The 23,277-nt window shown below is 68.1% G+C and carries 21 protein-coding genes; 13 read left to right on the top strand and 8 right to left on the bottom strand.

The genetic code is table 11. The features are described from left to right. Nucleotides 1-42: 42 nt before the first annotated feature. The 6 genes from BW991_RS17750 to BW991_RS17725 all read right to left on the bottom strand — a co-directional run bounded on the left by BW991_RS17750 (nucleotide 43) and on the right by BW991_RS17725 (nucleotide 6,184). A complete protein-coding gene (locus BW991_RS17750; RefSeq protein WP_076603457.1) occupies nucleotides 43-966 on the bottom strand; it encodes a hydroxymethylglutaryl-CoA lyase in 924 nt (307 codons plus the stop codon). Between the two features lie 20 nt (nucleotides 967-986). Further along, the gene (locus BW991_RS17745) at nucleotides 987-1,775 is read right to left on the bottom strand and encodes an enoyl-CoA hydratase/isomerase family protein (RefSeq protein WP_076603456.1); all 789 of its coding nucleotides are present in this window, start codon (nucleotides 1,773-1,775) and stop codon (nucleotides 987-989) included. A 191-nt stretch (nucleotides 1,776-1,966) separates the two neighbouring features. Then, nucleotides 1,967-3,100, bottom strand: a complete 1,134-nt coding sequence (locus BW991_RS17740) for an acyl-CoA dehydrogenase (RefSeq protein ID WP_076603455.1) — start codon at nucleotides 3,098-3,100, stop codon at nucleotides 1,967-1,969. Continuing rightward, nucleotides 3,101-4,291 (bottom strand): acetyl-CoA C-acetyltransferase, encoded by a 1,191-nt coding sequence (locus BW991_RS17735; protein WP_076603454.1) that lies wholly within the window; start codon nucleotides 4,289-4,291, stop codon nucleotides 3,101-3,103. 37 nt (nucleotides 4,292-4,328) lie between these two features. After that, nucleotides 4,329-5,468: a carbonate dehydratase gene (gene can, locus BW991_RS17730; RefSeq protein ID WP_076603453.1), complete on the bottom strand. Its 1,140-nt coding sequence runs from the start codon at nucleotides 5,466-5,468 to the stop codon at nucleotides 4,329-4,331. A 278-nt stretch (nucleotides 5,469-5,746) separates the two neighbouring features. Beyond that, entirely contained in the window at nucleotides 5,747-6,184 is a 438-nt protein-coding gene (locus BW991_RS17725; protein ID WP_076603452.1) for a MerR family transcriptional regulator, read from the bottom strand. A 137-nt stretch (nucleotides 6,185-6,321) separates the two neighbouring features. On the opposite strand from BW991_RS17725, the gene BW991_RS17720 reads away from it, so the two are divergent. From BW991_RS17720 to BW991_RS17710, 3 genes are all read left to right on the top strand, one after another. Further along, nucleotides 6,322-7,350: an MBL fold metallo-hydrolase gene (locus BW991_RS17720; RefSeq protein ID WP_076603451.1), complete on the top strand. Its 1,029-nt coding sequence runs from the start codon at nucleotides 6,322-6,324 to the stop codon at nucleotides 7,348-7,350. A 20-nt stretch (nucleotides 7,351-7,370) separates the two neighbouring features. After that, entirely contained in the window at nucleotides 7,371-9,194 is a 1,824-nt protein-coding gene (locus BW991_RS17715; protein WP_076603450.1) for a PHA/PHB synthase family protein, read from the top strand. Nucleotides 9,195-9,312: 118 nt separating this feature from the next. Continuing rightward, nucleotides 9,313-9,801: a putative toxin-antitoxin system toxin component, PIN family gene (locus BW991_RS17710; protein WP_076603449.1), complete on the top strand. Its 489-nt coding sequence runs from the start codon at nucleotides 9,313-9,315 to the stop codon at nucleotides 9,799-9,801. 21 nt (nucleotides 9,802-9,822) lie between these two features. On the opposite strand, the gene BW991_RS17705 is transcribed toward BW991_RS17710, so the two are convergent. Next, nucleotides 9,823-10,656, bottom strand: a complete 834-nt coding sequence (locus BW991_RS17705) for a helical backbone metal receptor (protein ID WP_076603574.1) — start codon at nucleotides 10,654-10,656, stop codon at nucleotides 9,823-9,825. Between the two features lie 183 nt (nucleotides 10,657-10,839). Here BW991_RS17705 and BW991_RS17700 point away from each other — a divergent pair, with 183 nt between their 5' ends. From BW991_RS17700 to BW991_RS17660, 9 genes are read left to right on the top strand one after another with little or no spacing between them, the layout of a single operon-like run. Beyond that, nucleotides 10,840-12,750 carry a potassium transporter Kup gene (locus BW991_RS17700; RefSeq protein ID WP_076603448.1) on the top strand — a complete coding sequence of 637 codons (1,911 nt, stop codon included), beginning with the start codon at nucleotides 10,840-10,842 and terminating at the stop codon, nucleotides 12,748-12,750. 39 nt (nucleotides 12,751-12,789) lie between these two features. Then, entirely contained in the window at nucleotides 12,790-13,251 is a 462-nt protein-coding gene (locus BW991_RS17695; RefSeq protein ID WP_076603447.1) for a hypothetical protein, read from the top strand. A gap of 51 nt (nucleotides 13,252-13,302) precedes the next feature. After that, complete coding sequence (locus tag BW991_RS17690; protein ID WP_076603446.1) at nucleotides 13,303-13,638, top strand: HMA2 domain-containing protein; 336 nt, start codon at nucleotides 13,303-13,305, stop codon at nucleotides 13,636-13,638. Further along, entirely contained in the window at nucleotides 13,631-14,326 is a 696-nt protein-coding gene (locus BW991_RS17685) for a ferritin family protein (RefSeq protein WP_076603445.1), read from the top strand. Before BW991_RS17690 ends, BW991_RS17685 begins: the two co-directional genes overlap by 8 nt. Before the next feature lie 10 nt (nucleotides 14,327-14,336). Beyond that, nucleotides 14,337-14,786, top strand: a complete 450-nt coding sequence (locus BW991_RS17680) for a hypothetical protein (RefSeq protein ID WP_139335955.1) — start codon at nucleotides 14,337-14,339, stop codon at nucleotides 14,784-14,786. After that, complete coding sequence (locus BW991_RS17675; protein ID WP_076603443.1) at nucleotides 14,786-15,145, top strand: hypothetical protein; 360 nt, start codon at nucleotides 14,786-14,788, stop codon at nucleotides 15,143-15,145. Before BW991_RS17680 ends, BW991_RS17675 begins: the two co-directional genes overlap by 1 nt. Next, entirely contained in the window at nucleotides 15,111-15,479 is a 369-nt protein-coding gene (locus BW991_RS17670; RefSeq protein ID WP_076603442.1) for a hypothetical protein, read from the top strand. Before BW991_RS17675 ends, BW991_RS17670 begins: the two co-directional genes overlap by 35 nt. Further along, the gene (locus tag BW991_RS17665; protein WP_076603441.1) at nucleotides 15,476-17,563 is read left to right on the top strand and encodes a heavy metal translocating P-type ATPase; all 2,088 of its coding nucleotides are present in this window, start codon (nucleotides 15,476-15,478) and stop codon (nucleotides 17,561-17,563) included. Before BW991_RS17670 ends, BW991_RS17665 begins: the two co-directional genes overlap by 4 nt. 54 nt (nucleotides 17,564-17,617) lie before the next feature. Then, nucleotides 17,618-18,805, top strand: coding sequence for a glycoside hydrolase family 2 TIM barrel-domain containing protein (locus BW991_RS17660; RefSeq protein WP_076603440.1), 1,188 nt, complete (start codon nucleotides 17,618-17,620; stop codon nucleotides 18,803-18,805). 9 nt (nucleotides 18,806-18,814) lie between these two features. Here BW991_RS17660 and BW991_RS17655 read toward each other — a convergent pair whose 3' ends face one another. Next, nucleotides 18,815-20,722: a peptidase U32 family protein gene (locus tag BW991_RS17655; protein WP_076603439.1), complete on the bottom strand. Its 1,908-nt coding sequence runs from the start codon at nucleotides 20,720-20,722 to the stop codon at nucleotides 18,815-18,817. Between the two features lie 405 nt (nucleotides 20,723-21,127). On the opposite strand from BW991_RS17655, the gene BW991_RS17650 reads away from it, so the two are divergent. Continuing rightward, nucleotides 21,128-23,277, top strand: a 2,150-nt coding sequence (locus BW991_RS17650) for a retention module-containing protein (RefSeq protein ID WP_139335954.1), incomplete at its 3' end; no start/stop codon positions are given.

Below are 23,277 nucleotides of genomic sequence, written 5' to 3'. Positions count from 1 at the left end.
GGTCCGCCGCAGCCCGCGCGAGTTCATTCGTCCGACGCGTACTCAGCCGGCACACGCCGCCTTCGCCCGCTTCGCGAGCACGGCGCGGGCGACGCGCGAGGCCGGTTCGCGCCCGAGCACGCCGCTGATCCACGCGGCGATGTCGACGAGGCGCTCGACATCGATGCCGGTTTCGATCCCCAGACCGTTCAGCAGCCACACGACGTCCTCGGTCGCGACGTTGCCCGACGCGCCGGCCGCATACGGACAGCCGCCCAGGCCGCCGACGGAGGCGTCGTACACCGCCACGCCCATCTGCAACGACGCGTAGATGTTCGCCGCGGCCATGCCGTAGGTGTCGTGATAGTGGCCGGCGAGGCGCTCGACCGGCACGCGCTTGATCACCGCTTCGAGCATGCGCGAGATGTTCGCGGGATTGCCGCTGCCGATCGTGTCGCCCAGCGAGACTTCGTAGCAGCCCATATCCATCAGCGTCGCGGCGACGTCGGCGACCTTCTCCGGCGCGACCGGACCCTCGTAGGGGCAGCCCGCGACGCAGGAGACGTAGCCGCGCACCTTCACGCCCGCGGCGTGCGCCGCCTCGGCGACCGGACGGAAGCGTTCCAGCGATTCGGCGATCGAGCAGTTGATGTTCTTCTGGCTGAAGGACTCGGACGCCGCACCGAACACCGCGACTTCCGCCGCGCCGGCCGCGAGCGCCGCTTCGAAACCTTTGAGGTTCGGCGTCAGCACCGGGTAGGCGACGCCCGGGCGGCGCGCGATGCGCGCCATCACCTCGGCGTTGTCGCCCATCTGCGGCACCCATTTCGGCGACACGAAGGAGGTTGCCTCGATCGCGGTCAGGCCGGCGTCGGCGAGACGCGCGATGAGTTCGACCTTGGTTTCGGTCGACACGATCTGCTTCTCGTTCTGCAGCCCGTCGCGCGGACCGACGTCGACGATGCGCACCTTTTGCGGCAGTTGCATGATCTTCTCCCGCCCTGAACTCATTGCGCCGGAACCCACGCCGCCGGGCGCTTCGACAGGAAGGCGTCGAGCCCCTCCTTCGCCTCGGGCGTCGCGCGCAGGCCGGCGATGCGCTGCGCGGTGTCCTCGACGATCTCGTCCGAAACGGGGCGGTTCGCGACCGCGCGGATCAGGTCCTTCGCCGCCGCCTGCGATTTCGGGCCGCCCTGCAGCAGGGCAGCCACGATTTCACTCACCTTGGCGTCCAGTTCCTCGGCCGCGACGACCTCGTGTGCGAGACCGATCTCGCCGGCACGCTGCGCGGAGATGCGCTCGGCCGACTGGAAGTAGCGGTAAGACTGGCGCTCGCCGATCGCGCGGATCACATAGGGGCTGATCGCCGACGGAATGATGCCGAACTTGACCTCGGAGGTCGCGAACACCGCCTTGTCGGACGCGACACAGATATCGCACGCGGACGCGAGTCCCATGCCACCGCCCAGCGCCGCGCCCTGCACGCGGGCAATCGTCGGTTTGCGCATTTCGGACAGCGTGCGCAGCATGCCGGCGAGCTTGCGCGCATCGGCGAGATTCGCCTCGACGCTCGCCTCGCCCGCGGCCTTCATCCAGTTGAGGTCGGCACCGGCGGAGAAGCTCTTGCCGCGACCGGCGAGCACGACCACGCGCACGGCGTCGTCGGCATCGAGCTGGCGGCACGCCGCCGTGATGTCCGCGATCAGCTGCGCGTTGAACGCATTGTGCACGTCGGGACGGTTCATCCAGATCGTCGCGACGCCCTGTGCGACGACGATTTCGAGGGTTTCGTACATGTTCTATCGTCTCCTGCCTTGTTCTGGCGGACGGGTGCCGCCTGCACGCGGCACCGTCGCCGCCGGGGCTCTGCACGGCCCCGGTCGGACTGCGAATAAAAGGATCCCGCGGGACACCAGGGGCATCTAGAGGGAGGCTGCAGGGAGAACGCCCCCGGCGCCTGCACCCGCAGGATCGGGAAACTGCTCCGTCAGACCGCCAGCGAGCGTCCGATCACTAGACGCTGGATGTCGCTCGCGCCTTCGTAGATCTGGCACACGCGCACGTCGCGGTAGATGCGCTCGACCGGGAAGTCGCTGACGTAGCCGTAGCCGCCGTGGATCTGGATCGCGTCCGAGCACACCTTCTCGGCCATCTCCGAGGCGAAGAGCTTCGCCATCGAGGCTTCCTTCAGGCACGGCCGGCCGGCGTCCTTCAGCGTCGCGGCGTGCCACACGAGCTGGCGCGCGGCTTCGAGCTGCGTCGCCATGTCGGCGAGACGGAAGTTCACCGCCTGGTGCTCGAAGATCGGCTTGCCGAAGGTCTCGCGCTCGTGGGCGTACTTCACCGCCGCTTCCAGCGCCGCGCGCGCCATGCCGAGGCACTGCGCGGCGATGCCGATACGGCCGGCCTCGAGGTTCGACAGCGCGATCTTGTAGCCCTCGCCCTCCGCGCCGAGCAGCGCACCGGCCGGCACGCGGCAGTTCTCGAACAGGATCTGCGCGGTGTCGGAGGCCTTCTGGCCCATCTTCTCCTCGATGCGCGCGACGATGTAGCCTGGGGTGTTCGTCGGCACGAGGAAGCACGAGATGCCCTTCTTGCCGGCCGTCTTGTCGGTGACCGCGAACACGATCGCGACGTCGGCCTCGCGGCCGGTCGTGATGAACTGCTTCACGCCATTGATGACCCAGGAGTCGCCATCACGAACAGCGGTGGTCTTCAGTGCCGACGCGTCGGAACCCACGTGCGGCTCGGTCAGGCAGAAGCAGCCGAGCTTCTCACCGCGCGCCAGCGGCTTCAGCCACTCTTCCTTCTGCGCATCGTTGCCGTAACGATTCGGGATGCCGCAGGCGAGCGAGTTCTGCACGCTGACGATGGTCGACGTCGCGCCGTCGCCGGCGGCGATCTCTTCCAGCGCGAGCACGAGGCTCACGTAATCCATGCCTGCGCCGCCCCACTGCTCCGGCACGACCATGCCCAGCGCGCCGAGCTCGGCCAGCTCCTTGAGCGCCTCGCGCGGGAAGGTGTGGTTGCGGTCCCATTCGGCGGCGAAGGGGGCCAGGCGCTCCTGCGCGAACGCGCGCAGGGAGTCGCGGATCATTTCCTGTTCTTGCGTGAGGATCATTTATGCGAGCTCCACCGCAACCGCCGTCGCTTCGCCGCCGCCGATGCACAGGCTGGCGACGCCGCGCTTCTTGCCGTACTTCCTGAGCGCGCCGAGCAGCGTGACGATGATGCGCGCGCCCGAAGCGCCGATCGGATGGCCCAGCGCGCACGCGCCGCCATGCACGTTCACCTTGTCGTGCGGCAGCTCGAGCTCCTTCATCGCCGCCATCGTGACGACCGCGAAGGCTTCATTGATCTCCCACAGGTCGACCTGGTCCTTCGTCCAGCCGGCCTTCGCCAGCACCTTCTGCATCGCGCCGACCGGGGCGGTCGTGAACCAGGCCGGTTCCTGCGCGTGCGTCGCGTGGCCGACGATGGTCGCGAGCGGCTTCAGGCCCAGCTTGTCGGCGGTCGAGCGGCGCATCATCACCAGCGCCGCGGCGCCGTCCGAGATCGAGCTGGAGTTCGCGGCGGTCACCGTGCCGTCCTTGCTGAATGCCGGCTTGAGGCCGGCGATCTTGTCGATCTGCGCCTTCGGCGGCTGCTCGTCCTTGTCGATGACGACTTCGCCCTTGCGCCCCGACACCGTCACCGGCGCGACTTCCCACGCGAAGCTGCCGTCCTTGATCGCGGCCTGCGCACGCGTCGTCGAGGCGATCGCGAACTCGTCCTGAGCGGCGCGCGTGAAGCTGAAGTGGCTCGCGCAGTCCTCGGCGAAGGTGCCCATCAGACGGCCCTTGGTCTCCTTCTTGTAGCTGTCCTCGAGGCCGTCGTAGAACATGTGGTCGACGAGCTGGCCGTGGCCGAGGCGGTAGCCGCTGCGTGCCTTCGGCAGCATGTAAGGGGCGTTCGACATCGACTCCATGCCGCCCGCGACCATCACGTCGTTGGTGCCGGCCACCAGCAGGTCGTGCGCGAGCATCGTCGCCTTCATGCCGGAGCCGCACACCTTGCTCACCGTCGTGCAGCCCGCGGAAAGCGGCAGACCCGCGCCCAGCGCGGCCTGACGGGCCGGCGCCTGGCCGACACCGGCCGGCAGCACGCAGCCCATCAGCACTTCCTGCACTTGTTCGGCAGAGATCCCGGCGCGCTCGACGGCGGCCTTGATGGCGACGGCGCCCAGCTGCGGTCCGGTCAGGCCGGACAGCTCGCCCTGGAAGCCGCCCATCGGGGTGCGGGCGGCGGAAACGATAACGACGGGATCACTCATGCTTCTCTCCTGTAAAACGTCTTTGGTTGTCCGGCTCTCAGGCCAGTGATTCAAGTGCCGCGACATAGCGCGGCATCAGGTCTTCCGGACGGCGCACGTTGAGGCCCAGGTCGCGCACCAGTCCGTCCTTCAATCCATAGATCCATGCATGCACCGTCAGCGGCTGGCCGCGGCGCCATGCGTCCTGCACCACCACCGTCTGGCACACGTTCACGACCTGCTCCAGCGCGTTGAGCTCGCACAGGCGGTCGTGGGCGAGTTCGGGCGCAAGCGCGTCGACGGCCTTCTGGTGCTTCACATGCACGTCCTGCACGTGGCGCAGCCACAGGTCGACCAGGCCGATGCGCTCGCGCAGCAGGGCGGACTTCACGCCGCCGCAGCCGTAGTGGCCGACGACCATGATGTGCTTGACCTTGAGCACGTCGACGGCGAACTGGATCACCGACAGGCAGTTGAGGTCGGTATGCACGACGACGTTCGCGACGTTGCGATGCACGAAGACCTCGCCCGGCAGCAGGCCGATGATCTGGTTCGCCGGCACGCGCGAGTCCGAGCAGCCGATCCACAGGTACTCGGGCGACTGCAGCTTGGACAGCTTCTCGAAGAACTCCGCATCCACCTGGCGCATCTGCTGCGACCAGGCGCGGTTGTAGTCGAACAGGTGGAACAGGTTCTCGTTCGCGACCTCTTCCTCGGACCAGTTCTCGAGGTCCAGCGACAGCAGGATCGCGCCCTCGACGGGCGTCGGGTAGTAGGCCGGCGCTTCCTTGAAGCCCATCTCGCGGTACAGCTTGAGGGCGATGCGCATCGCCGGCATGGTGTCGAGCATGATGCGGCGGTAGCCGAGATCCTTCGCGCTGCGGATCGCCGCGAGCACCAGATCACGGCCGATGCCCAGCCCGCGGTGCGCGGGCTCGACGTACAGGCGCTTCATCTCGCACATGCCGCCGGTCGTCGGGCGCAGGCCCACGCAGCCGGCCGGCTGACCGTCGATCTCGGCATAGAACAGGCGACCGTCGGGTGCCGCATAGGCGCCGGGCAGAGAAGCCATCTCGTCGCCGAAGCCCTGGAAGCACAGGTCCACGCCCAGCCACGCGGCGTAATTGCGGAAAAACTGGCGCACCTGATCCAGCTCGACCTGATCGTCAGCACTCAATACGCGAAGCTTCGCTGCCATCGTCACTCCCAGGAACAGTCACAGGCGAAATCCGTTGCCGGCTTCCGCGGGTTATTGTTACGGCGCAGAACCGCGTTCCCGCGACAGGTCTGCACCAACGCCGCGAGCGGACGCGCTCGACCCGCAATCCTGCCACAGTCCGGGCGCACTCCCGCACATCGCAACATTCCCGCGGCCACGACCAGCCACCCCGGAGCATCCGTGCCTCGCGGTCACGCCCGCCCTGCCGTTCCTGTTGTAATTACGTTTACGTCAACGTAAACTAACCGTCAAAAAAATCAAGCCCCGGCGCGCATCCGGCGAACGACTTCCGCCCGCTCCTCGGCGGCGCTGGACGCATCGTGGCCGAGCAGTTCCGAGCATTGCTGCTCCAGCGAATCGATCTCGCCCAGCACCGCCTCGATGTCTTCGCGCTGCTGTTCGAGCGCGGCACGCCGGTCCGCGAGCACGACGAGGAAGCGCAGCAACTGGGGCGCCGCGTTGCGCACGCCGCCGTGCATCTCGATCAGCTCCTTGATCTCGGCGAGCGACAGGCCCAGGCGCTTGCCGCGCAGCGTCAGCTTGAGGCGGGTGCGGTCGGCCTTGGAGTACACGCGCGTGCGGCCGGCGCGCGAAGGCTTGAGCAGACCCTGATCCTCGTAGAAGCGGATCGCGCGCGGAGTCACGTCGAATTCCCGCGCAAGTTCCGTGATGGTGTAGGTTTGTTCGCTTGCCATTGGCCGTTCGCTCGCAGTAAAACGGTGCAGGGTCGATTGCATTTTTGCTCGAACCGCCCCGACGGGGCCGAAAAGTTAATCAGAATTAAGGGGTTTGAGCAATGCCAGATTGCTCCCCCTCCAACGGAGACAGCCGGATGACGACAACCGGAGAACTGCAGTACCCCTTCACCGATACGCCCGCCGCCGGCCAGGTGCAACAGGTGGCCCCCGGCGTCCGCTGGGTGCGCATGCCGCTACCCTTCGTGCTCAACCACATCAACCTGTGGCTGCTGGACGACGGCGACGCGCAGGTGGTCGTGGACACCGGCTTCGGCGTCGACGCGGTGCGCGACAACTGGAATACGATCCTCGACCGCGACCCGCGCCCGCTGTCGCGCATCCTCGTCACCCACAGCCATCCCGACCACCTGGGCCTCGCCAGCTGGCTCGCCGAGCGCAACGGCGCCCCGGTGCTGATGACGCAGGGCGAGTTCTTCAACGGCCACGCGATCTGGAACCAGGTCGGCGGCAACGCCGTGGACGAGATGGTCGCGCACTTCGCCGCGCATGGCCTCGACCCCGCGAGCCAGCAGGCGCTGCGCGACCGCGGCAACGCCTACCGTCGCGGCGTGCCGTCGCTGCCCAAGGCCTACCGGCGCCTGTTCGACGGCGACGTCGTGAACGTGGGCGGCAGGGACTGGCGCGTGATCGTCGGCTACGGCCACTCCCCCGAGCACGCGAGCCTGTATTGCGAGTCGCTGGGAGTGCTCATTTCGGGCGATATGCTGCTACCGCGCATCTCGACAAACATCAGCGTTTACGCCCTCTCGCCGGACGATGACCTGCTCGGCTGGTTTCTCGAATCATTAAAGCGCTTCAAGGACTTGCCGGACGATACGCTCGTGCTACCATCACACGGGCATCCGTTCCGCGGCATCCGTGCGCGCGTCGATCAGCTCGAGGCGCACCACCGTGAACGCTGCGATGCACTATTGAACGAAATCCAGGCCCCCCGCAGCGCGGGAGAACTGCTATCGACGCTGTTCCCCCGCGAACTGGATACGCATCAGGTCATGTTCGCCATGGGAGAGGCGATTGCACACCTCAACTACCTCGGCGCGCGCGGCGAGGTCCGCAGGGTGGGCGACCCGACAGGCATCATCCGATTCGAAAAAACAGCGTGACAACAGGAGCAAGACTAGAAATGGCCGCACCAACACCCGAGACAGTGTTCGCCGACCTGCCTGACCCCAAGGAAGTCGCCAAGACCTATTCCGAGGTTGCCCAGCGGGCCTCGCATCTCATCAGCGAACACGTCCAGCGTCAGCTGAAGAAGGGCGTAACGACCCCCAGCGACGAGCTGGGCATCGCACAGGCCTTCATGGACATGATGGCCAAGCTGCTCGCGAATCCGTACAAGCTCGCCCAGTCGCAGATGAACCTGGTGTGGGACTACTTCTCGTTGTGGCAGCACTCGATGCTGCGCGTGATGGGCATGCACGGCGCGCCGATCGCCGAACCGGAAAAGACCGACAAGCGCTTCAAGGACGAACAATGGGAAGAGCACTTCCTGTTCGACTTCATCAAGCAGTCCTACCTGATCGCCGCGCGCCACGTGCATGACACCGTGTGCTGTGTCGACGGCCTCGACGAGCAGACGCAGAAGAAGGTCAATTTCTACACGCGCCAGTACATCGACGCGCTGTCGCCGTCGAACTTCGCGCTGACCAACCCGGAAGTGTTCCGCGAAACGGTCAAGAACAACGGCCAGAACCTGATCAAGGGCCTCAACAATCTGCTGCGCGACATGGAAGACGGTGGCGGCCAGCTGCGCGTGCGCATGACCGACACCAGCGCCTTCGAGCTGGGCAAGAACGTCGGCACGACGCCGGGCAAGGTCGTGTTCCAGACCGACATGATGCAGCTGATCCAATACACGCCGACCACGCAGAAGGCGTACAAGCGGCCGCTGCTGATCGTGCCGCCGTGGATCAACAAGTTCTACATCCTCGACCTGCGCGAGAAGAACTCGTACGTGAAGTGGTGCGTGGATCAGGGCCACACGGTGTTCGTGATCTCGTGGGTGAATCCGGACGAGCGCCTCGCCGACAAGACCTTCGAGTCCTACGTGCTCGAAGGCATCATCGCAGCCCTCGATGCGATCGAGAAGCAGACCGGCGAGAAGGAAGTGAATGCCTGCGGCTACTGCCTGGGCGGCACGCTGCTGGCGACCACGCTCGCCTACCTCGCGGCCAAGAAGCAGAAGCGCATCGCCGCGGCGACCTTCTTCACGACCATGACCGACTTCACCGAGCCGGGCGAACTGGGCGTGTTCATCGACGAGCAACAGGTCTCCAGCCTCGAGAAGAAGATGTTCGAGCGCGGCTACCTCGAAGGCTCGGAGATGGCGGGCACCTTCAACATGATGCGTGCCAACGACCTGATCTGGTCCTTCGTCGTCAATAACTACCTGATGGGCAAGGATCCCTTCCCGTTCGACCTGCTGTACTGGAACTCCGATTCCACGCGCATGCCGGCAAAGATGCACAGCTTCTACCTGCGCGCGATGTACATGGAAAACCGCCTGGTCCAGCCCGGCGGCATCGAGATCGACGGCGTGCCGATCGACCTCGGCAAGATCAAGGTTCCGTGCTACTTCATCTCGACGCTGGAAGACCACATCGCCCCGTGGAAGAGCACCTACGCCGGCGCGACGAATTTCGGCGGCCCCGTGCGCTTCGTGCTGGGCGGCTCCGGCCACATCGCCGGCATCGTCAATCCTCCGGTCGCGAACAAGTACGGCTACTGGCTGAACCCGGCCGCGAAGCTCGTCGACACCGCCGACAAGTGGTTCGAAGGCGCCGAGCACCAGCAGGGCTCGTGGTGGACCGACTGGCAGTCCTGGGTCACCGCGCACGATTCGGAGCAGGTCGACGTCCGCGATCCGGCCAAGGGCAAGCTGAAGGCGCTGGAAGACGCCCCCGGCTCCTACGTCAAGATCCGTCTCGACGCCCAGGAAGCTGCCTGATTCCGGCCTGATCCGGTTGCGGCGACCATGAACGCGAGGGGGCCCGGCCCCCTCGCTGTCGTTTACCGCCGCCCCTTTACGCCACCCACCCCGCCCACCCGCCTTTTCGGCCACTGCGATGCCAACCGCCCTCCATCCCCCCCCGCCCGCCCCGTCCGCCCTGCGTCTCGTGCTCGACACGAACACCGTGATGGCGCTGTGGGCGTTCGAGGATCCCCGGCTGCAGCACCTGCGCCAGTGGATCGAGCACGACCGCGCGGTGCTGTTGGCCAGTGCGGCAACGCTGGAGGAGCTGCGGCGTGTGCTCGCCTACCGCCAGTTCGCGATTGCGCCGGAGCGCCAGGCGGCCATCCTCGCGACCTACGCCGGCCGCACGTGCGCGGTACCGGCGCCCGACGCTGCCGCGGAACCGCCTCCCCTGCCCGCCTGCGGCGACCGCGACGACCAGAAATTCCTCGAAACCGCGCGCGACGGCCGCGCGAGCCATCTCGTCAGCCGCGACAAGCTACTGCTGAAGCTCAACCGCCACCGCCTGGTGCGGTCGCTGTTCGCAATCCTGACGCCCGAGGCGCTCGACGCCACGCTGCGCGACGAACCCGGCGCCTGAGGTTCGTCACGGCGGCGAGCCTCAGGTCGCTTCGGCCAGGGCGCTGCGCAACCCTGCCAGGTAGCGCAGGCCCGCAGCCGCGCGGCTGCCGTACCAGGATGCCATCTCGCCATCGATCATCGCCGCCGACCGTCCCGACAGCGCGGCGACTTCGGCGAGATGCCGCTCGCGAAAACGGTAAGGCTCGCTCGACAGGAACACGCGCGACACACCGGCCATCCACGCCGCCTGCCAGTCGATCTCGGGATAGCGCGCACCGGCGTCGGCGGGCAGCGTGTCCCACCCCACGGCAGCCAGGGTCGCGGAGATGTAGGTGTCGCGCGCGACGCTCATCCACGGCTCGCGCCAGATCAGGTACAGGACGTCTTCGCGCGGCAGCGCCCGTGCGACCGCCTGCGCCTCGGCGAGCGCCGCCCCGAGGTCGGCCGCGAGCCGTGCGGCGCGGTCGGCGCAATGAAATACGCCGCCGAAGAGGCGGTACAGCGCGAGATTGTCCGCCGGCGCGCAGGGATGGGTGACGATCACGTTGGGCACGAAGGTGGCCAGTTCCTCGACCGTCTCGCGCCGGTTCTCGTCGATATTGACGATCAAATGGGTCGGCGCAAGCCCGCGCAGGACGTCCATCTTCACGTCCTTCGTACCGCCGACCTTGGGAACGGTCTTCAGGACGTCGCGCGGATGTACGCAGAAGCCCGTGCGCCCCACCAGACGATCGGCCAGCCCGAGCTCGCACACGAGTTCGGTCAGCGAGGGCACGAGCGACACGATGCGCACTTCGCCGACGGCCGGCCGGTGTTCGGCGCCTAGCGCGTCACGAAGGGGCGAGGCGGCGTCGGCCGCAGGGGATATCTTCATCGTCATGGGCGTTGAACGGGAATCGCTTGCAATTGTAGGATAGGCGCGGAAAGCGTGCGCACCCGTACCGATGCCCCCGTCCTAGGGGGCTTTTCCGGCGGCGGAAGGCGTCGATTTTCCGCTGTTTCGCGATGTTGCGTTGCAGTATGCTTAGCCCCCCAAACAGAACATCCAGGGGTTGTCGTGCACATTGCCGACCGTGTGGAACACCCGACCGATGCGCCTGACGCCCACCAGCGTGCCGGACTCGCCGGACTCGCTGTTTCGGCGATCGGCGTCGTCTATGGCGACATCGGCACCAGCCCGCTCTACACGCTGAAGGAAGTGTTCAACGGCCCGCACGCCGTACCGGTGACCGTGGAGAACGTGTACGGAATCCTGTCGCTGGTGTTCTGGGCGCTGATGCTGGTGGTATCGGCCAAGTACGTGGTCTTCATCACGCGCGCCGACAACCGCGGCGAAGGCGGCATCATGGCGCTGACCTCGCTGGCGCTGCGCGTGGTCCCCGACGGGCGCAAGGCCTGGGTGCTGTCGTCGCTGGGCGTGTTCGGCGCGGCGCTGTTCTACGGCGACGGCATGATCACGCCGGCGATCTCGGTGCTCTCGGCGGTCGAAGGCCTCGAAGTCGCGACGCCGGCCTTCGCGCCGTACGTGCTGCCGATCGCGCTCGTGGTCCTGGTCGGCCTGTTCATGATGCAGCGCCACGGCACCAACCGCGTCGGCGCGGTCTTCGGGCCGGTGATGGTGTGCTGGTTCCTTCTGCTGGCGGCCCTGGGCATCTCCGGCATCCGGCTGCATCCTGAAATCCTCGGCGCGCTCAACCCCGTGTGGGCCCTGGACTTCCTCGCCGACAACCCGCTGCTGGGCTGGCTCGGCCTGGGCGCCGTGGTGCTCGCGATCACCGGCGGCGAGGCGCTGTACGCCGACATGGGCCACTTCGGCCGCAAGCCGATCAAGCTCGCGTGGTTCACGGTCGTGTTCCCGTCGCTGTACCTGAACTACCTCGGCCAGGGCGCGCTGATCCTCGACCACCCGGACAACGTCCGCAACCCGTTCTACCTGCTGGTGCCGGACGAACTGGTCTATCCGATGGTCGGCATGGCGACGCTCGCGACCATCATCGCGAGCCAGGCGGTGATCTCGGGCGCCTACTCGCTGACGCGCCAGGCGATGCAGCTCGGCTACGCGCCGCGGATGCGCACGATCTTCACGTCGGCGCGCGAGATGGGCCAGATCTATGTGCCGAGCATCAACTGGATGCTGCTCGGCGCGGTGATCGCGCTGGTCGTCGGCTTCCGCTCGTCGAGCGCGCTGGCCTCGGCCTACGGCATCGCCGTGACGATGACGATGATGATCGACACGGTGCTCGCCTTCGTCGTCGTGCGCGCGCTGTGGGGCTGGGGCAAGCTGCAGGCAGGCATATTCCTCGCCGTGTTCCTCACCGTCGATATCGCTTTCTTCTCCGCGACCACGGTGAAGATCCTCGCCGGCGGCTGGTTCCCGCTGCTGATCGGGGCGGTGATCTTCAGCTTCCTGACGACCTGGAAGCGCGGCCGCGCGATGCTGAACAGCCGCATCCGCACCGACACCATCCCGCTCGACCTTTTCATCCATTCGATGTTCACCAGTCCGCCGCCGCGCGTCGCGGGCACCGCCGTGTTCCTGACGACGTGGCTCGACGGCGTGCCGCGTGCGCTGCTGCACAATCTGCTGCACAACAAGGTGCTGCACGAGCGCGTGGTGCTGCTGAAGGTGCACACTGCGGACGTCTCGCACGTCGAGGAGAAAGACCGCATCGAAGTGGAGGAGGTCGACTACGGCTTCTACCGCCTGCACCTGACCTTCGGCTTCATGGACGATCCGGACATCCCGGCCGAACTGGCGCGTTGCGCCGAGCACGGACTGGTCTTCGAGACCATGGAGACCTCGTTCTTCCTCGGCCGCGAAACCATCGTCCGGCGCATGGGCTCGGGCATGGCACGCTGGCGCGAGCGCCTCTTCATCGTCATGTTCCGCAATGCCGGCAGCGCGGCCGACTACTTCCACCTGCCGCCGAACCGGGTGGTGGAACTGGGTACCCAGGTCGAGCTATGATCTGAAACAGTTGGCTTTCCAGCAAGGGGGTACGCCTGCATGAAGTACATCGTCTCGGCGGTACCCGGGCGCATCCGCATCCGTGACGGCCAGCTGCGCGACGCGGCGCGGCAGGAACGACTGGGCGCCGTGCTTGCGGAAATCGACGGCGTCGTCGAAGTCGAGGGCAATCCGCGCACCGGAAGCATGCTGTTGCGCTACGTCGCGGAACACACGGCGCGCGTCGAGATGGAAGCCCGCGTATCGGCCGCCGTCGCCGCCGAGCTCGGCCCGCAACCGCCTGGCGCACAGAACGAGGCAGGCAGCCGACGCACGCTGCGACGCTGGCAGCGCGACCGACGTCTCAACACCTGGGCGAAATACGGCATGCTGGGCAGCCTCGGCGCCTCGCTCGCGCTGGCCGCGGCCGGCAGCAAGAAGGCGCATGCGGCGACCGGAGGCCTGTTCCTCGCCCTGCTCGGCGTACATATGGCGGTACACCGACGTCATCTGTTCAAATAACCGAACCGGCGCAAACCCGCTGCCGATTCCAGACGATTCACCGTGCACCTCATGGACGCATTCGAGCAACTGCAGCGCTTCTCGCGCAATTTGCGCATCGCCCACCACATCCCGGGGCGCATCCGCCTCAAGCTCGAGAGCGAACTCGACCAGGGCCAGATGGACGCCATCGGCGAGGCGAAACGCTTCGGCCAGGCGCTCGACGACATCCCCGGCATCCACTCGGTGAAGCTGAACCTGCTGGCCCGCTCGTGCACCGTCGAGTACGACACCGGCGCGATCCCCGCTGCCGCATGGCCGGACCTGCTCGGCGGGGTGCGCTCGCCCGCCGCCGAGGTCCTGCTCGACATCCTCGTCGCCAAGCACCGCGAGGTGACGGGTGCGTAACTACGACGAGGCGATCCTGCGCAGCCGGCGCATCGAGCGCAAGGCGCCGTTCCCGCCGGCGCACCAGGCGCTGCGCATCGCCCTGTACGACGAGTTCGCCGCCCGCGCCTTCCTGCGCAAGGTGGTCGAGGCCTACGGGTCGCGGGAACCCTTCGCCGCAAGCCTGAAAGCGGCCGAGGCGCGCATCGCGACGCTCGCGCGGCTGTGCCGGCGCCACGGCGTCGCCAGCCCGCTCGATCCCTTCCCGCTGGAGACCAGCCTCGCCCCGGGCTGGCGCGCGAACTGCGAACGCGCGCTCGCCGGCACGCTTGGCCGCCTGCGGCTGTACGAATCGCTGATCGCGCGCACCGACGCCGGCCTGCGCAAGAGCCTGCGCCGCCTGCAGGCCGAGGATGCCCGGCAGTTGCAGGTGTGGCACGAGGCGGCGGCGGAAGCGCTGCGCCTCGAGCAGGTGCACGCGCAGGGCGGCGTGGCGCCCGAGGAGGCCCACATGGAACACGGGCTGGTCGCCGATTTCCTCGAGAAGACCTTCTCGGTGCTCAGCGGCCAGCACCACGCCATCGGTGTCGTCGGCCCGTTGCTGGGCAAACTCAATCCCACCCTGCTGGCCGGCATCGCTACCGGCAGCGCGGGCGTCCTGCTTGCCCGCGGCAAGCTCAATTTCACTCAAGACGGAAAGGAGGGATGAGATGTATCCCGTGCTTCCATTCGCAATCGGCGCCATGGTCGGCGCCGCCGCCGTACGGCTGCTGAAGACGGTCAACCTGCGCGGCAGCCTGGACAAGGCGCAGGAACGACTGCGCGACGCGACGATCTCCAGCCTCGACGCGATCGAACACTCGTCGGCGGGCCTGAAGGCCAAACTGGCCGCCCCGGACGCCGCGCCCCCGGCTGCGGCAGCACCCGCCGAAGCCAAGGCCGAGGCCGCGCCCACACGCAAGGCCCCGGCACGCCGCCGCAGCAGTCCTGCAAGCGGCGCGGCCAAGCCGGCCGCTGCAGCCAAAACGGCCACCGCACCCAAGCCGGCCGCGGCACCCAAGCCGGCCGCGGCACCCAAGACGGCCAAGCCAGCCGAGGCTGCCGCTGCGCGCCCGCGCACGCGCAAGAAGGCCACGGTTCCGCCTGCCGACACCGGAGACTCGGCCTGATGCGAGCGCTGCAGAAGTTTCCGGTCAAGGTGAAGGCCGGCGAGATGCCGGCGAACTTCGTCCGCGGTTTCGTCGCCACGGGCCTGCTCGCCGCCCTGCAGGAACCGGCCGGGCGCGCCCCCGCGGCGAGCCGGGCCGTGCTGAAGCAGGCGCTGCAGGGCGGCACGGCCCTCGCAGCCGGCTGCGCGGCAGCCGATGCCTGGCAGCGGCAGGACCTCCGCGGCGTGCTGGTGGCCGTCGCCGGCGGCGCGGCGGGTCTGGCCGCGATCGATTACCTGGCGCGCAAGTCCGCGCGCCGCAGCAACGGAAAAAGGGAGAAGCACCTTGGGCAAGAAGAAACACAAGAAAGCGCGGCATGACGACTCCGCCGCCGGCTACGCGCCGGGCGGCTGGGGCAGCGGTTACGGCATGCCCGGCAATGGCCAGGTCGGCCCCGCGGGCCACGGCTTCGACGCGGGCCTGCTGCACGCGATGCCCGGCCTGCTGAAATCGCGCCAGTACGACCAGTTCCTGCTCGGCGCCGCGATCGGCGCGGCCGCCGCCTACGTGCTGAGCGACGAGGAGCTGCGCGGCAAGCTGCTGAAGATGGGCATGAAGCTGTATGCGGGCGTGCTCGGCGGGGTCGAGGAGTTCAAGGAACAGATGGCCGACCTGAAGGCCGAAGTCGAGGCGGAGCAGCACGGCGGCGCATGAGCGGCGGGTCGTGGTTCCGCTCGCTGGCGGTCGCACACCGCACGCGCGGACGGGTGCGCTTCCGCTTCGCCTGCGCGCCCGGCACGCCTGCGGCGCCGCTCGCGATCGAACGCGCAGCGGAGAACATCCCCGGCGTGCATGAGGCGCGGGTCAATCCGCGCGCGCATTCGCTGGTGTTGACCTTCGATCCGGCGGCAACCGGGGTCGAGGCCCTGCAGCACGCCGTCGCGGCACTGCCGCCGCCGGGGGCGCGTGCGGCGCGTGCGAAGGCCGTCGACGCCGAGGGCGGCGCGGGGCCGCTGGTGGCGAGCCTCGCGACCCTGCTGGGCACGCCTTACCTGCCCGCATCGGTGCAGTTGCCGATGACGCTCGGCGCCGCGGCACCGCTGATCAAGCACGCCCTCGACGACTACCGCGACAACGGCATTTCCTCGCACGTGCTCGAGGCGCTGGCGGTGTCGATCTCGCTCGCGCGCGGCGACTTCAGCGCCGCCAACACCACGACCTTCATGCTCGCGCTCGGGGAGTACCTCGAGGACTCGATCGCGCGGCGCTCGGACGACCTGCTCAAGCACCTGCTGCGCCCGTCGAGCGACGAGATCTGGATCGTGCGCGACGGACAGGAAGTGCTCGTCCCCGCGGGCGAGGTGGGCGTCGGCGATACGGTCGTCGTCGGCACCGGTGCCGTGATCCCGGTCGACGGCACCGTGCTCGGCGGCGAGGGCACCGTGAACGAGGCGGCGATGACCGGCGAGAGCGTCGCGGTCGTGAAGGGGCGCGGCGATGCGGTGCTCTCGGGCACGCTGATCGAGGAAGGCCGGCTGCAGATCTATGCCGAGCAGGTCGGCACGCGCACCGCCGCGGCACGCATCGCCGACTACGTCGAGCAGTCGCTCACGGCGAAGAGCGAGGCGCAGCTCGGCGCGGCGCGTCTCGCCGACCGCCTGGTGCCCATCGTGCTCGGACTGGCCGGCTCGACCTACCTGCTGTCGCGGGACTGGCGCCGCGCCGCCGCGGTACTGCAGGCCGACTACTCGTGCGCGCTGAAGCTCGCGACGCCGGTCGCGTTCAAGTCGGCGATGTACCGCGCCGGGCGCACGGGCATCCTCGTGAAGGGCGCGAGCGCGCTGGAGCGGCTGGCCGAAGCCGACACCTTCATCTTCGACAAGACCGGCACGCTCACGGCCGGCCGGCTCGCGGTCACCGACTCGGTGACCTTCGACCGCACCTTTACCGCCGACGACCTGATCTGCCTCGCCGCGTCGGTCGAGGAGCATTACTTCCACCCCCTCGCGCTGGCGGTCGTCGCGGCGGCGAAGGAGATCTCCGGCAAGCACTTCGACCACCAGGAAGTGCAGTTCATCGTCGCGCACGGCGTCGCCAGCGTGATCGACGGCCGGCGCATCGTCGTCGGCTCGCGCCACTTCATCGAGGACGACGAGCAGATCGACGTCTCCGCCCACGTCGAGACGATCGACCGCCTGTACCGCGAGGGCAAGACGCTGCTGTACATCGGCTTCGGCGGCAAGCTGCTGGGCGTGCTGGCGCTGAAGGACGAGCTGCGGGCCAACACCGCCGCGACCATCGCGCGGCTGCGCGGGCTGGGTGCACGCCGCATCCTGATGCTGACCGGCGACCACCACGAACGCGCCGCCGAGCTCGCCGCGGAGCTGGGCCTCGACGGCTTCCACGCCGAACTGCTGCCCGAGCAGAAGGCGCACATCGTCGAGGAGCTGGGCCGGCAGGGCGCGCGCATCGCCTTCGTCGGCGACGGCATCAACGACGCCCCGGCGCTCGCCGGCGCCCACGTCGGCGTGGCGATGCAGAAGGGTGCCGACATCGCGCGCCTGACCGCCGACGTTGCGCTGCTGGAGGACGACATCGGCTGCGTCGCCGACGCCAAGGCGCTCGCGCAGGCGACGATGACGCGCATCCGCAACAACTACCGCCTGACGGTCGGGCTCAACACCGCGATCCTCGGCGCGGCGGCGATCGGCGTGCTGTCGCCGGTGACGACGGCGATGCTGCACAACGGCAGCACCATCGCGATCCTGCTCAATGCGCTGCGCGGCCGGTCGGGCTGAGGCCCGGAAGCCCGCGTGACCATCCCCACCCAACGGACGTCGCCGCCCCTTTCGATGCTTCACCGCCTGCTCGCCTTCGCGCTCGCGCTGTCGTGTTTCGCCGCACTGCCGGTCCGCGCAGGCGCGGCGCCGGAGCAATGGCAGGGCGCGGCGTTCGCCGGCGACCGGGCGGCGCTGGAGAAACTCGCCGCGGCCGGCGCCAAGGTCGTCCGGGTGTATGGCGAATCCGACGCGTGGGTGCTCGACGAGGCGCAAGGCCTCGGCCTGCGGGTGGTGATGGGCCTGTCGATCGCGTACCCGCGCGCCCCTGAAGCGCTGCGCGGGCAGGAGCAGGCCATCCGCCGCTTCGTCGAGCGCCACCGCAAGCATCCTGCGCTGCTCGCCTGGGGAGTCGGCAACGAGGTCGAAGCCGGCGCGGCCGACCCCTTGCCGGTGTGGCGCGAGATCGACCGCCTCGCGGGCATCATCAAGACCATCGACCCGGCTCACCCGACCCTGATGGTCGTCGTCGATGGCGGCATCGAACGCCTGAAGCTGCTCGCCGCCTGCTGCGCCCACATCGACCTGCTGGGCATCAACGCCTATGCGGGGGCGGCTTATACCCTGCCGCAACGCGTGCGCGACGCCGGCATCACGCAACCGGTCGTCATCGGCGAACTCGGGCCGCTGGGCCAGTGGCAGGCCGGGACGAAGCCGTGGGGCGCGCCGGTGGAGCCCACCAGCAGCGAGAAGGCCGCGTTCTTTCGCGACGTGCTCGCCTTCCTGCGCACGCAGCCGCAGATCGCAGGCGCCTTTCCCTTCCTGTGGGGGGCGAAGCAGGAGCAGACCGAGACCTGGCACGGCCTGCTGCTCGCGGACGGCAGCCTCACGTCGATGAGCGACGCGCTGACGCTGGCGTGGGGCAAGCCCGTCGCGGAGCCTGCGCCGGCGATCCGCGGCATCGGCATCGCGGCGGACGCATTCGCGCCGGGGCAGGAAGTCTCGGCCGGCGTGGACGCTGCTTCTTTCGATGGATCGCCCCTGCGCACCGAGTGGAAAGTGCTGGCCGAAGCAACCGACCTGCGCGGGGGCAGCGGTAGCGAGACGCCCCCGGCGCGCATCGCGGTACGCGTGCTGCACATGGACGCGGCCAGCGTGCGCTTCCTCGCCCCGCAGCAGCCGGGCGCCTATCGCCTCTTCATCACCCTCCGCGACCGCAAGGGCAAGGCGGCGACCGCGAACCTGCCCTTCCTCGTGCGCTGACGCCCGCCCTCAGTCGCCGACCTGAGGCCGCGCCGCCTTGCCGCCGACGCGCCGGCCGACGACGTGCATCTCGCACTTCTTGCAGTCGAAGCGCAGCGTCAGCGGCTCGCGCACGACGCGCTCGCCGTCCGCGCGCTCCTGCCATAGGGTCATCGGCTCGGGGCGGATGCCCTTCACCTGCTTCGGACACAGGTTGAAGCTGTAGCGCAGGCAGTGCTTGGTGATCATCAGCGACACGAGCCCGTCCTCGTGGTTCGCCTCGAAGGCGTCGGCAATCAGCTCGACGCCGTGCCTGCGGTAGAACTCGCGCGCGCGGGCGTTGAAGACGTTGCCGAGGTAGTTGAGCGAAGTGTCCGGGTAGCGCGCGGGCGGATCGGCGGGAAGCGCACGCGGCGGGCGCTGCCATGCCGCTGCACGCGCGTCGATGAGCGCCTCGACCGCGGCACGGCGTAGCGCGTTGAGCTGCCCGACCGGCACGAACCAGGGCTGCGCCGTGTCGATCGCAACATCGTCGGCAGCGGCGACGAACATCGTGCCGCCAAGCTTCGCGAGGCTGTCGCGCAGCGTCGTCTGTGCGCGCACCGGATCGCGCGCCTCGGCCTTGTCGCACGCGAGCGTGGCCGTCGCGGAGATACCGGTTTCGTCGGTCACCGTCAGCGCCAGCCCGTCGGCCGCATCGGCAAGGCACAGGCGCACCGGTACGCGGCGCTCGGCCGACTTGCCCGCGAGCAGCTTTTCGAACGCGTGATCGACGTTGCGGTACAACGTCGCGCCGCTCACGAGCCCCTGCGGCAGGTCGACCAGCTGGATGCGGTCGCCGTCTACGCGATTGACGCGCGCGCCCTGCAGCTCGCCCACGGCGTTGAACCACGCCAGCCCGTCGCCGTTGGCGAGCGGCTCCGCGGCATCGACGGTGACGAAGCGCCCGCTCACGCCCAGCACGCGGCCGACCGGCGCACCGACGAACTTCGGCGACTCGAAGGACTCGATGTCGCCGTGGCGGCCATTCACGAAGTAGTCCGTGCTGCCGCGATTGAAAGTCTTGTCCGGGCGCGGCGTGAAGGAGAAGCTCGAACGGCCCGCCGAGCTGCGCGCAAGTTCGGGCCGGACGTCGAGGATACGGTCGAGCGCCTGGCGGTAATGCGCAGTCACGTTCTTCACGTAGGCCAGGTCCTTCAGCCGGCCTTCGATCTTGAACGAGCGGACGCCGGCGTCGACCAGCGCCTCCAGGTTCGCCGTCTGGTCGTTGTCCTTCAGCGACAGCAGGTGCCTCCGCTCGGCCACCGGCGTGCCGTCGGCGTCCTTCAGCGACCACGGCAGGCGGCACATTTGCGCGCATTCGCCGCGGTTCGCGCTGCGCCCGGTGAAGGCGTGACTGATCGTGCACTGGCCCGAGTAGCTGACGCACAGCGCGCCGTGGATGAAGAATTCCAGCGCACAGCGCTCGCGGTCGGTGGCGTCGGCGATCCCGCGGATCTGCTGCAGGTCGAGCTCGCGCGCCAGCACGATCTGCGAGAAGCCCACGTCCTGCAGGAAGCGCGCCTTCGCCGGCGTGCGGATATCGCACTGCGTGCTCGCGTGCAGCTGGATCGGCGGCAGGTCCAGCTCCAGCAGGCCCATGTCCTGCACGATCAGCGCATCGACGCCGGCCTCGTACGCCTGGACGACCACTCTGCGCGCGTCGTCCAGCTCGTCGTCGCGCAGGATGGTGTTGAGGGCGAGCAGCACGCGCGCGGAATAGCGATGCGCGTGCGCGGCGAGCGCGGCGATGTCCGACATGCTGTTCCCGGCCGACGCGCGCGCGCCGAACGACGGCCCGCCGATATACACGGCGTCGGCCCCGTGCTCGATGGCGGCGACGCCGGATTCGAGGTTGCGGGCAGGAGCGAGAAGTTCGAGGGCGAAGGCGTGCGACATCGGGAAAACCGGGCAAATCGAAGGGGGTGCCCGGTCCATCGAGGCGGCGATCGATACCTTCGTTCGAGCTGAGCCCTTCGGCTTCGCTCAGGAAGGACCGGCTCGTCGACAGGCCCGACAGGGTTTCGACAGGTCAGCCCGAACGGGTTTTCGTTACCGGATCGATAGAGCGGACGGCCCGGAATGATAGGCCTTTTCGCGCCACGCCGTCGCGCGTCGCACCGGCACCGGAGGCGTCCGAAACAAATTGTCACATCCGTGAAATGCTTCACATGAAGCGCCGCACCCCTGTACCTCCGGCCAATACCTTCCGAACGGCCTCGGCCCTATTCTGTTACCGAGTGTAAAAGGATTCCCGCGGAGTTGCCCCGGTGGCTTCGCCAGACGATCAGAGGAGCAGGAAAAATGGCACAAGCGATTGCGGTAGTCGTGGCGGTCACGGGCAGGGCGTTTGCGCGCGACGTGAAAGGCAATCTGCGTCCGCTCAAGGCGGGTGACACGCTGCAGGAAGGCGAAGTGGTCATCACCATGTCCGGTGGCCATGTCGAACTGGCAATGGCGGACGGTGCGCCGATGGCGATCGCGTCGGACCAGACGGTGACGCTGACCGCCGAAGTGTCCGCAACGACCCGTCCCGGCCGCGAGGACGCCCAAGTCTCGCAGGATACCGTCGACCAGGTGATCCAGGCCCTTGAACAGGGCGGCAACCTCGACGACATCGAAGCCCCTGCGGCCGGCCTGGCCGGCGGCGGCGGTGGCGAAGGCAGCAACTTCGTGCGCCTGCTGCGGATCTCGGAGGGGGTCAATCCGCTCGATTTCGAGTACAGGCAGGAAACGACGAACCGCGTGCAGGCGGAAGAAGCGACCCTGGCTGCAGAAGAACCTGCTATCCCGCGCGTGGCAATCGACATCGTCGACAGCCAGCTGAACGATACCGACGCGAGTTCGCTCGTGACCTTCACGTTCACGACTGCTCCCACGGGCTTTGCGATCGAGGATGTGGCTGCCGTCGGCGGCACGGTCAGCAACCTGCAGCCAACCGACGATCCACACGTCTTTACAGCCACCTTCACCGCGACCGACGGCTTTGCGGGCACGGCCAGCGTGAGCGTGTCGAACGGCGCATATACGGACGCAGCGGGCACTCCCGGCACCGGGGGTAGCGACAGCGTTCCCGTCGATCGCAGCAACCCCGAGCTGACGCTCGACATCGTGATTGGGCAACTCAATGACACGACGAACACGTCACCCGTAACCTTCACATTCACCGAGCCACCCGTAGGCTTCACGATCGATGACGTGATCGTCGTCGGAGGCGTCGTAACGAACCTCCAGCCGACGGACGACCCACGGGTCTACACCGGCACCTTCACGGCCAATGACGGCTTCACCGGCACTGGCACTGTGAGTGTCGCCGACGGGACCTACACCGACGTCGCAGGCAACCCGGGCACCGGGGACATCGACACCGTTCCCGTCGATACCGCGAACCCGTCCCTCACGCTCGACATCGAGATCGCCGAACTGAACGACGGCGAAATCAGTTCGCCCGTCACCTTCACCTTCAGCGAGGCCCCGGTCGGATTCACCATCGAGGACGTCATTGTCGATGGCGGCACGGTCACCAACCTGCAGCCCACTGACGACCCGCGCGTCTACACCGGGACCTTTACGGCAACTGACGGCTATACAGGCACCGGAACGGTCAGCGTGGCCGACGGCGCTTATACCGACGATCAGGGTAATCTCGGCACAGGCGACGTGGACACGGTGCCGATCGACAGGTCCAACCCCACGCTTCCCGTCAATATCGTCGATACCCAACTCAACGACGCCGACAACAGCTCGGTGGTGACCTTCACCTTCAGCGAGGCCCCCGTCGGCTTCACGATCGACGACATCGACGCCGTCGGCGGCACCGTCACCAACCTGCAGCCCACCGCCGACCCGCTGGTGTTCACCGCCACCTTCACCGCAACTGAGGGCTTCACAGGTACGGCCAGCGTCAGCGTCGCCGACGGCACGTATACAGACATTCACGGCAATGTCGGCACGGGCGGCAGCGATACCGTGCCGGTCGACACGCTCAATCCGACCCTCGCTGTCGATATCGTCGATGCCGCGCTCAACGACGGCGACCCGAGCTCGGTGGTGACCTTCACGTTCAGCGAGGCGCCGGCCGGCTTCTCGATCGACGACATCGTCGCCGTCGGCGGCGCCGTCACCGACCTGCAACCCACCGCCGATCCGCTGGTGTTCACCGCCACCTTCACCGCGACCGACGGCTTCTCCGGCACCGCCGGCGTGAGCGTCACGGATGGCGCCTATACCGACGCCCAAGGCAACGTCGGCACCGGCGGCAGCGACACCGTCCCGGTCGATCGCTCCAACCCGACCCTCGCCGTCGATATCGTCGATGCCGCGCTCAATGACGGCGACAGCAGCTCGCTCGTGACCTTCACCTTCAGCGAAGCGCCCGTCGGATTCACGGCCGACGACATCATCGCCATTGGCGGCGCCGTCACCGACCTGCAGCCCACCGCCGATCCGAAGGT

This window comes from Aromatoleum tolulyticum (genome assembly GCF_900156155.1).
GTDB lineage: Bacteria > Pseudomonadota > Gammaproteobacteria > Burkholderiales > Rhodocyclaceae > Aromatoleum > Aromatoleum tolulyticum.
This window is presented reverse-complemented; position numbering and strand designations above follow the sequence as displayed.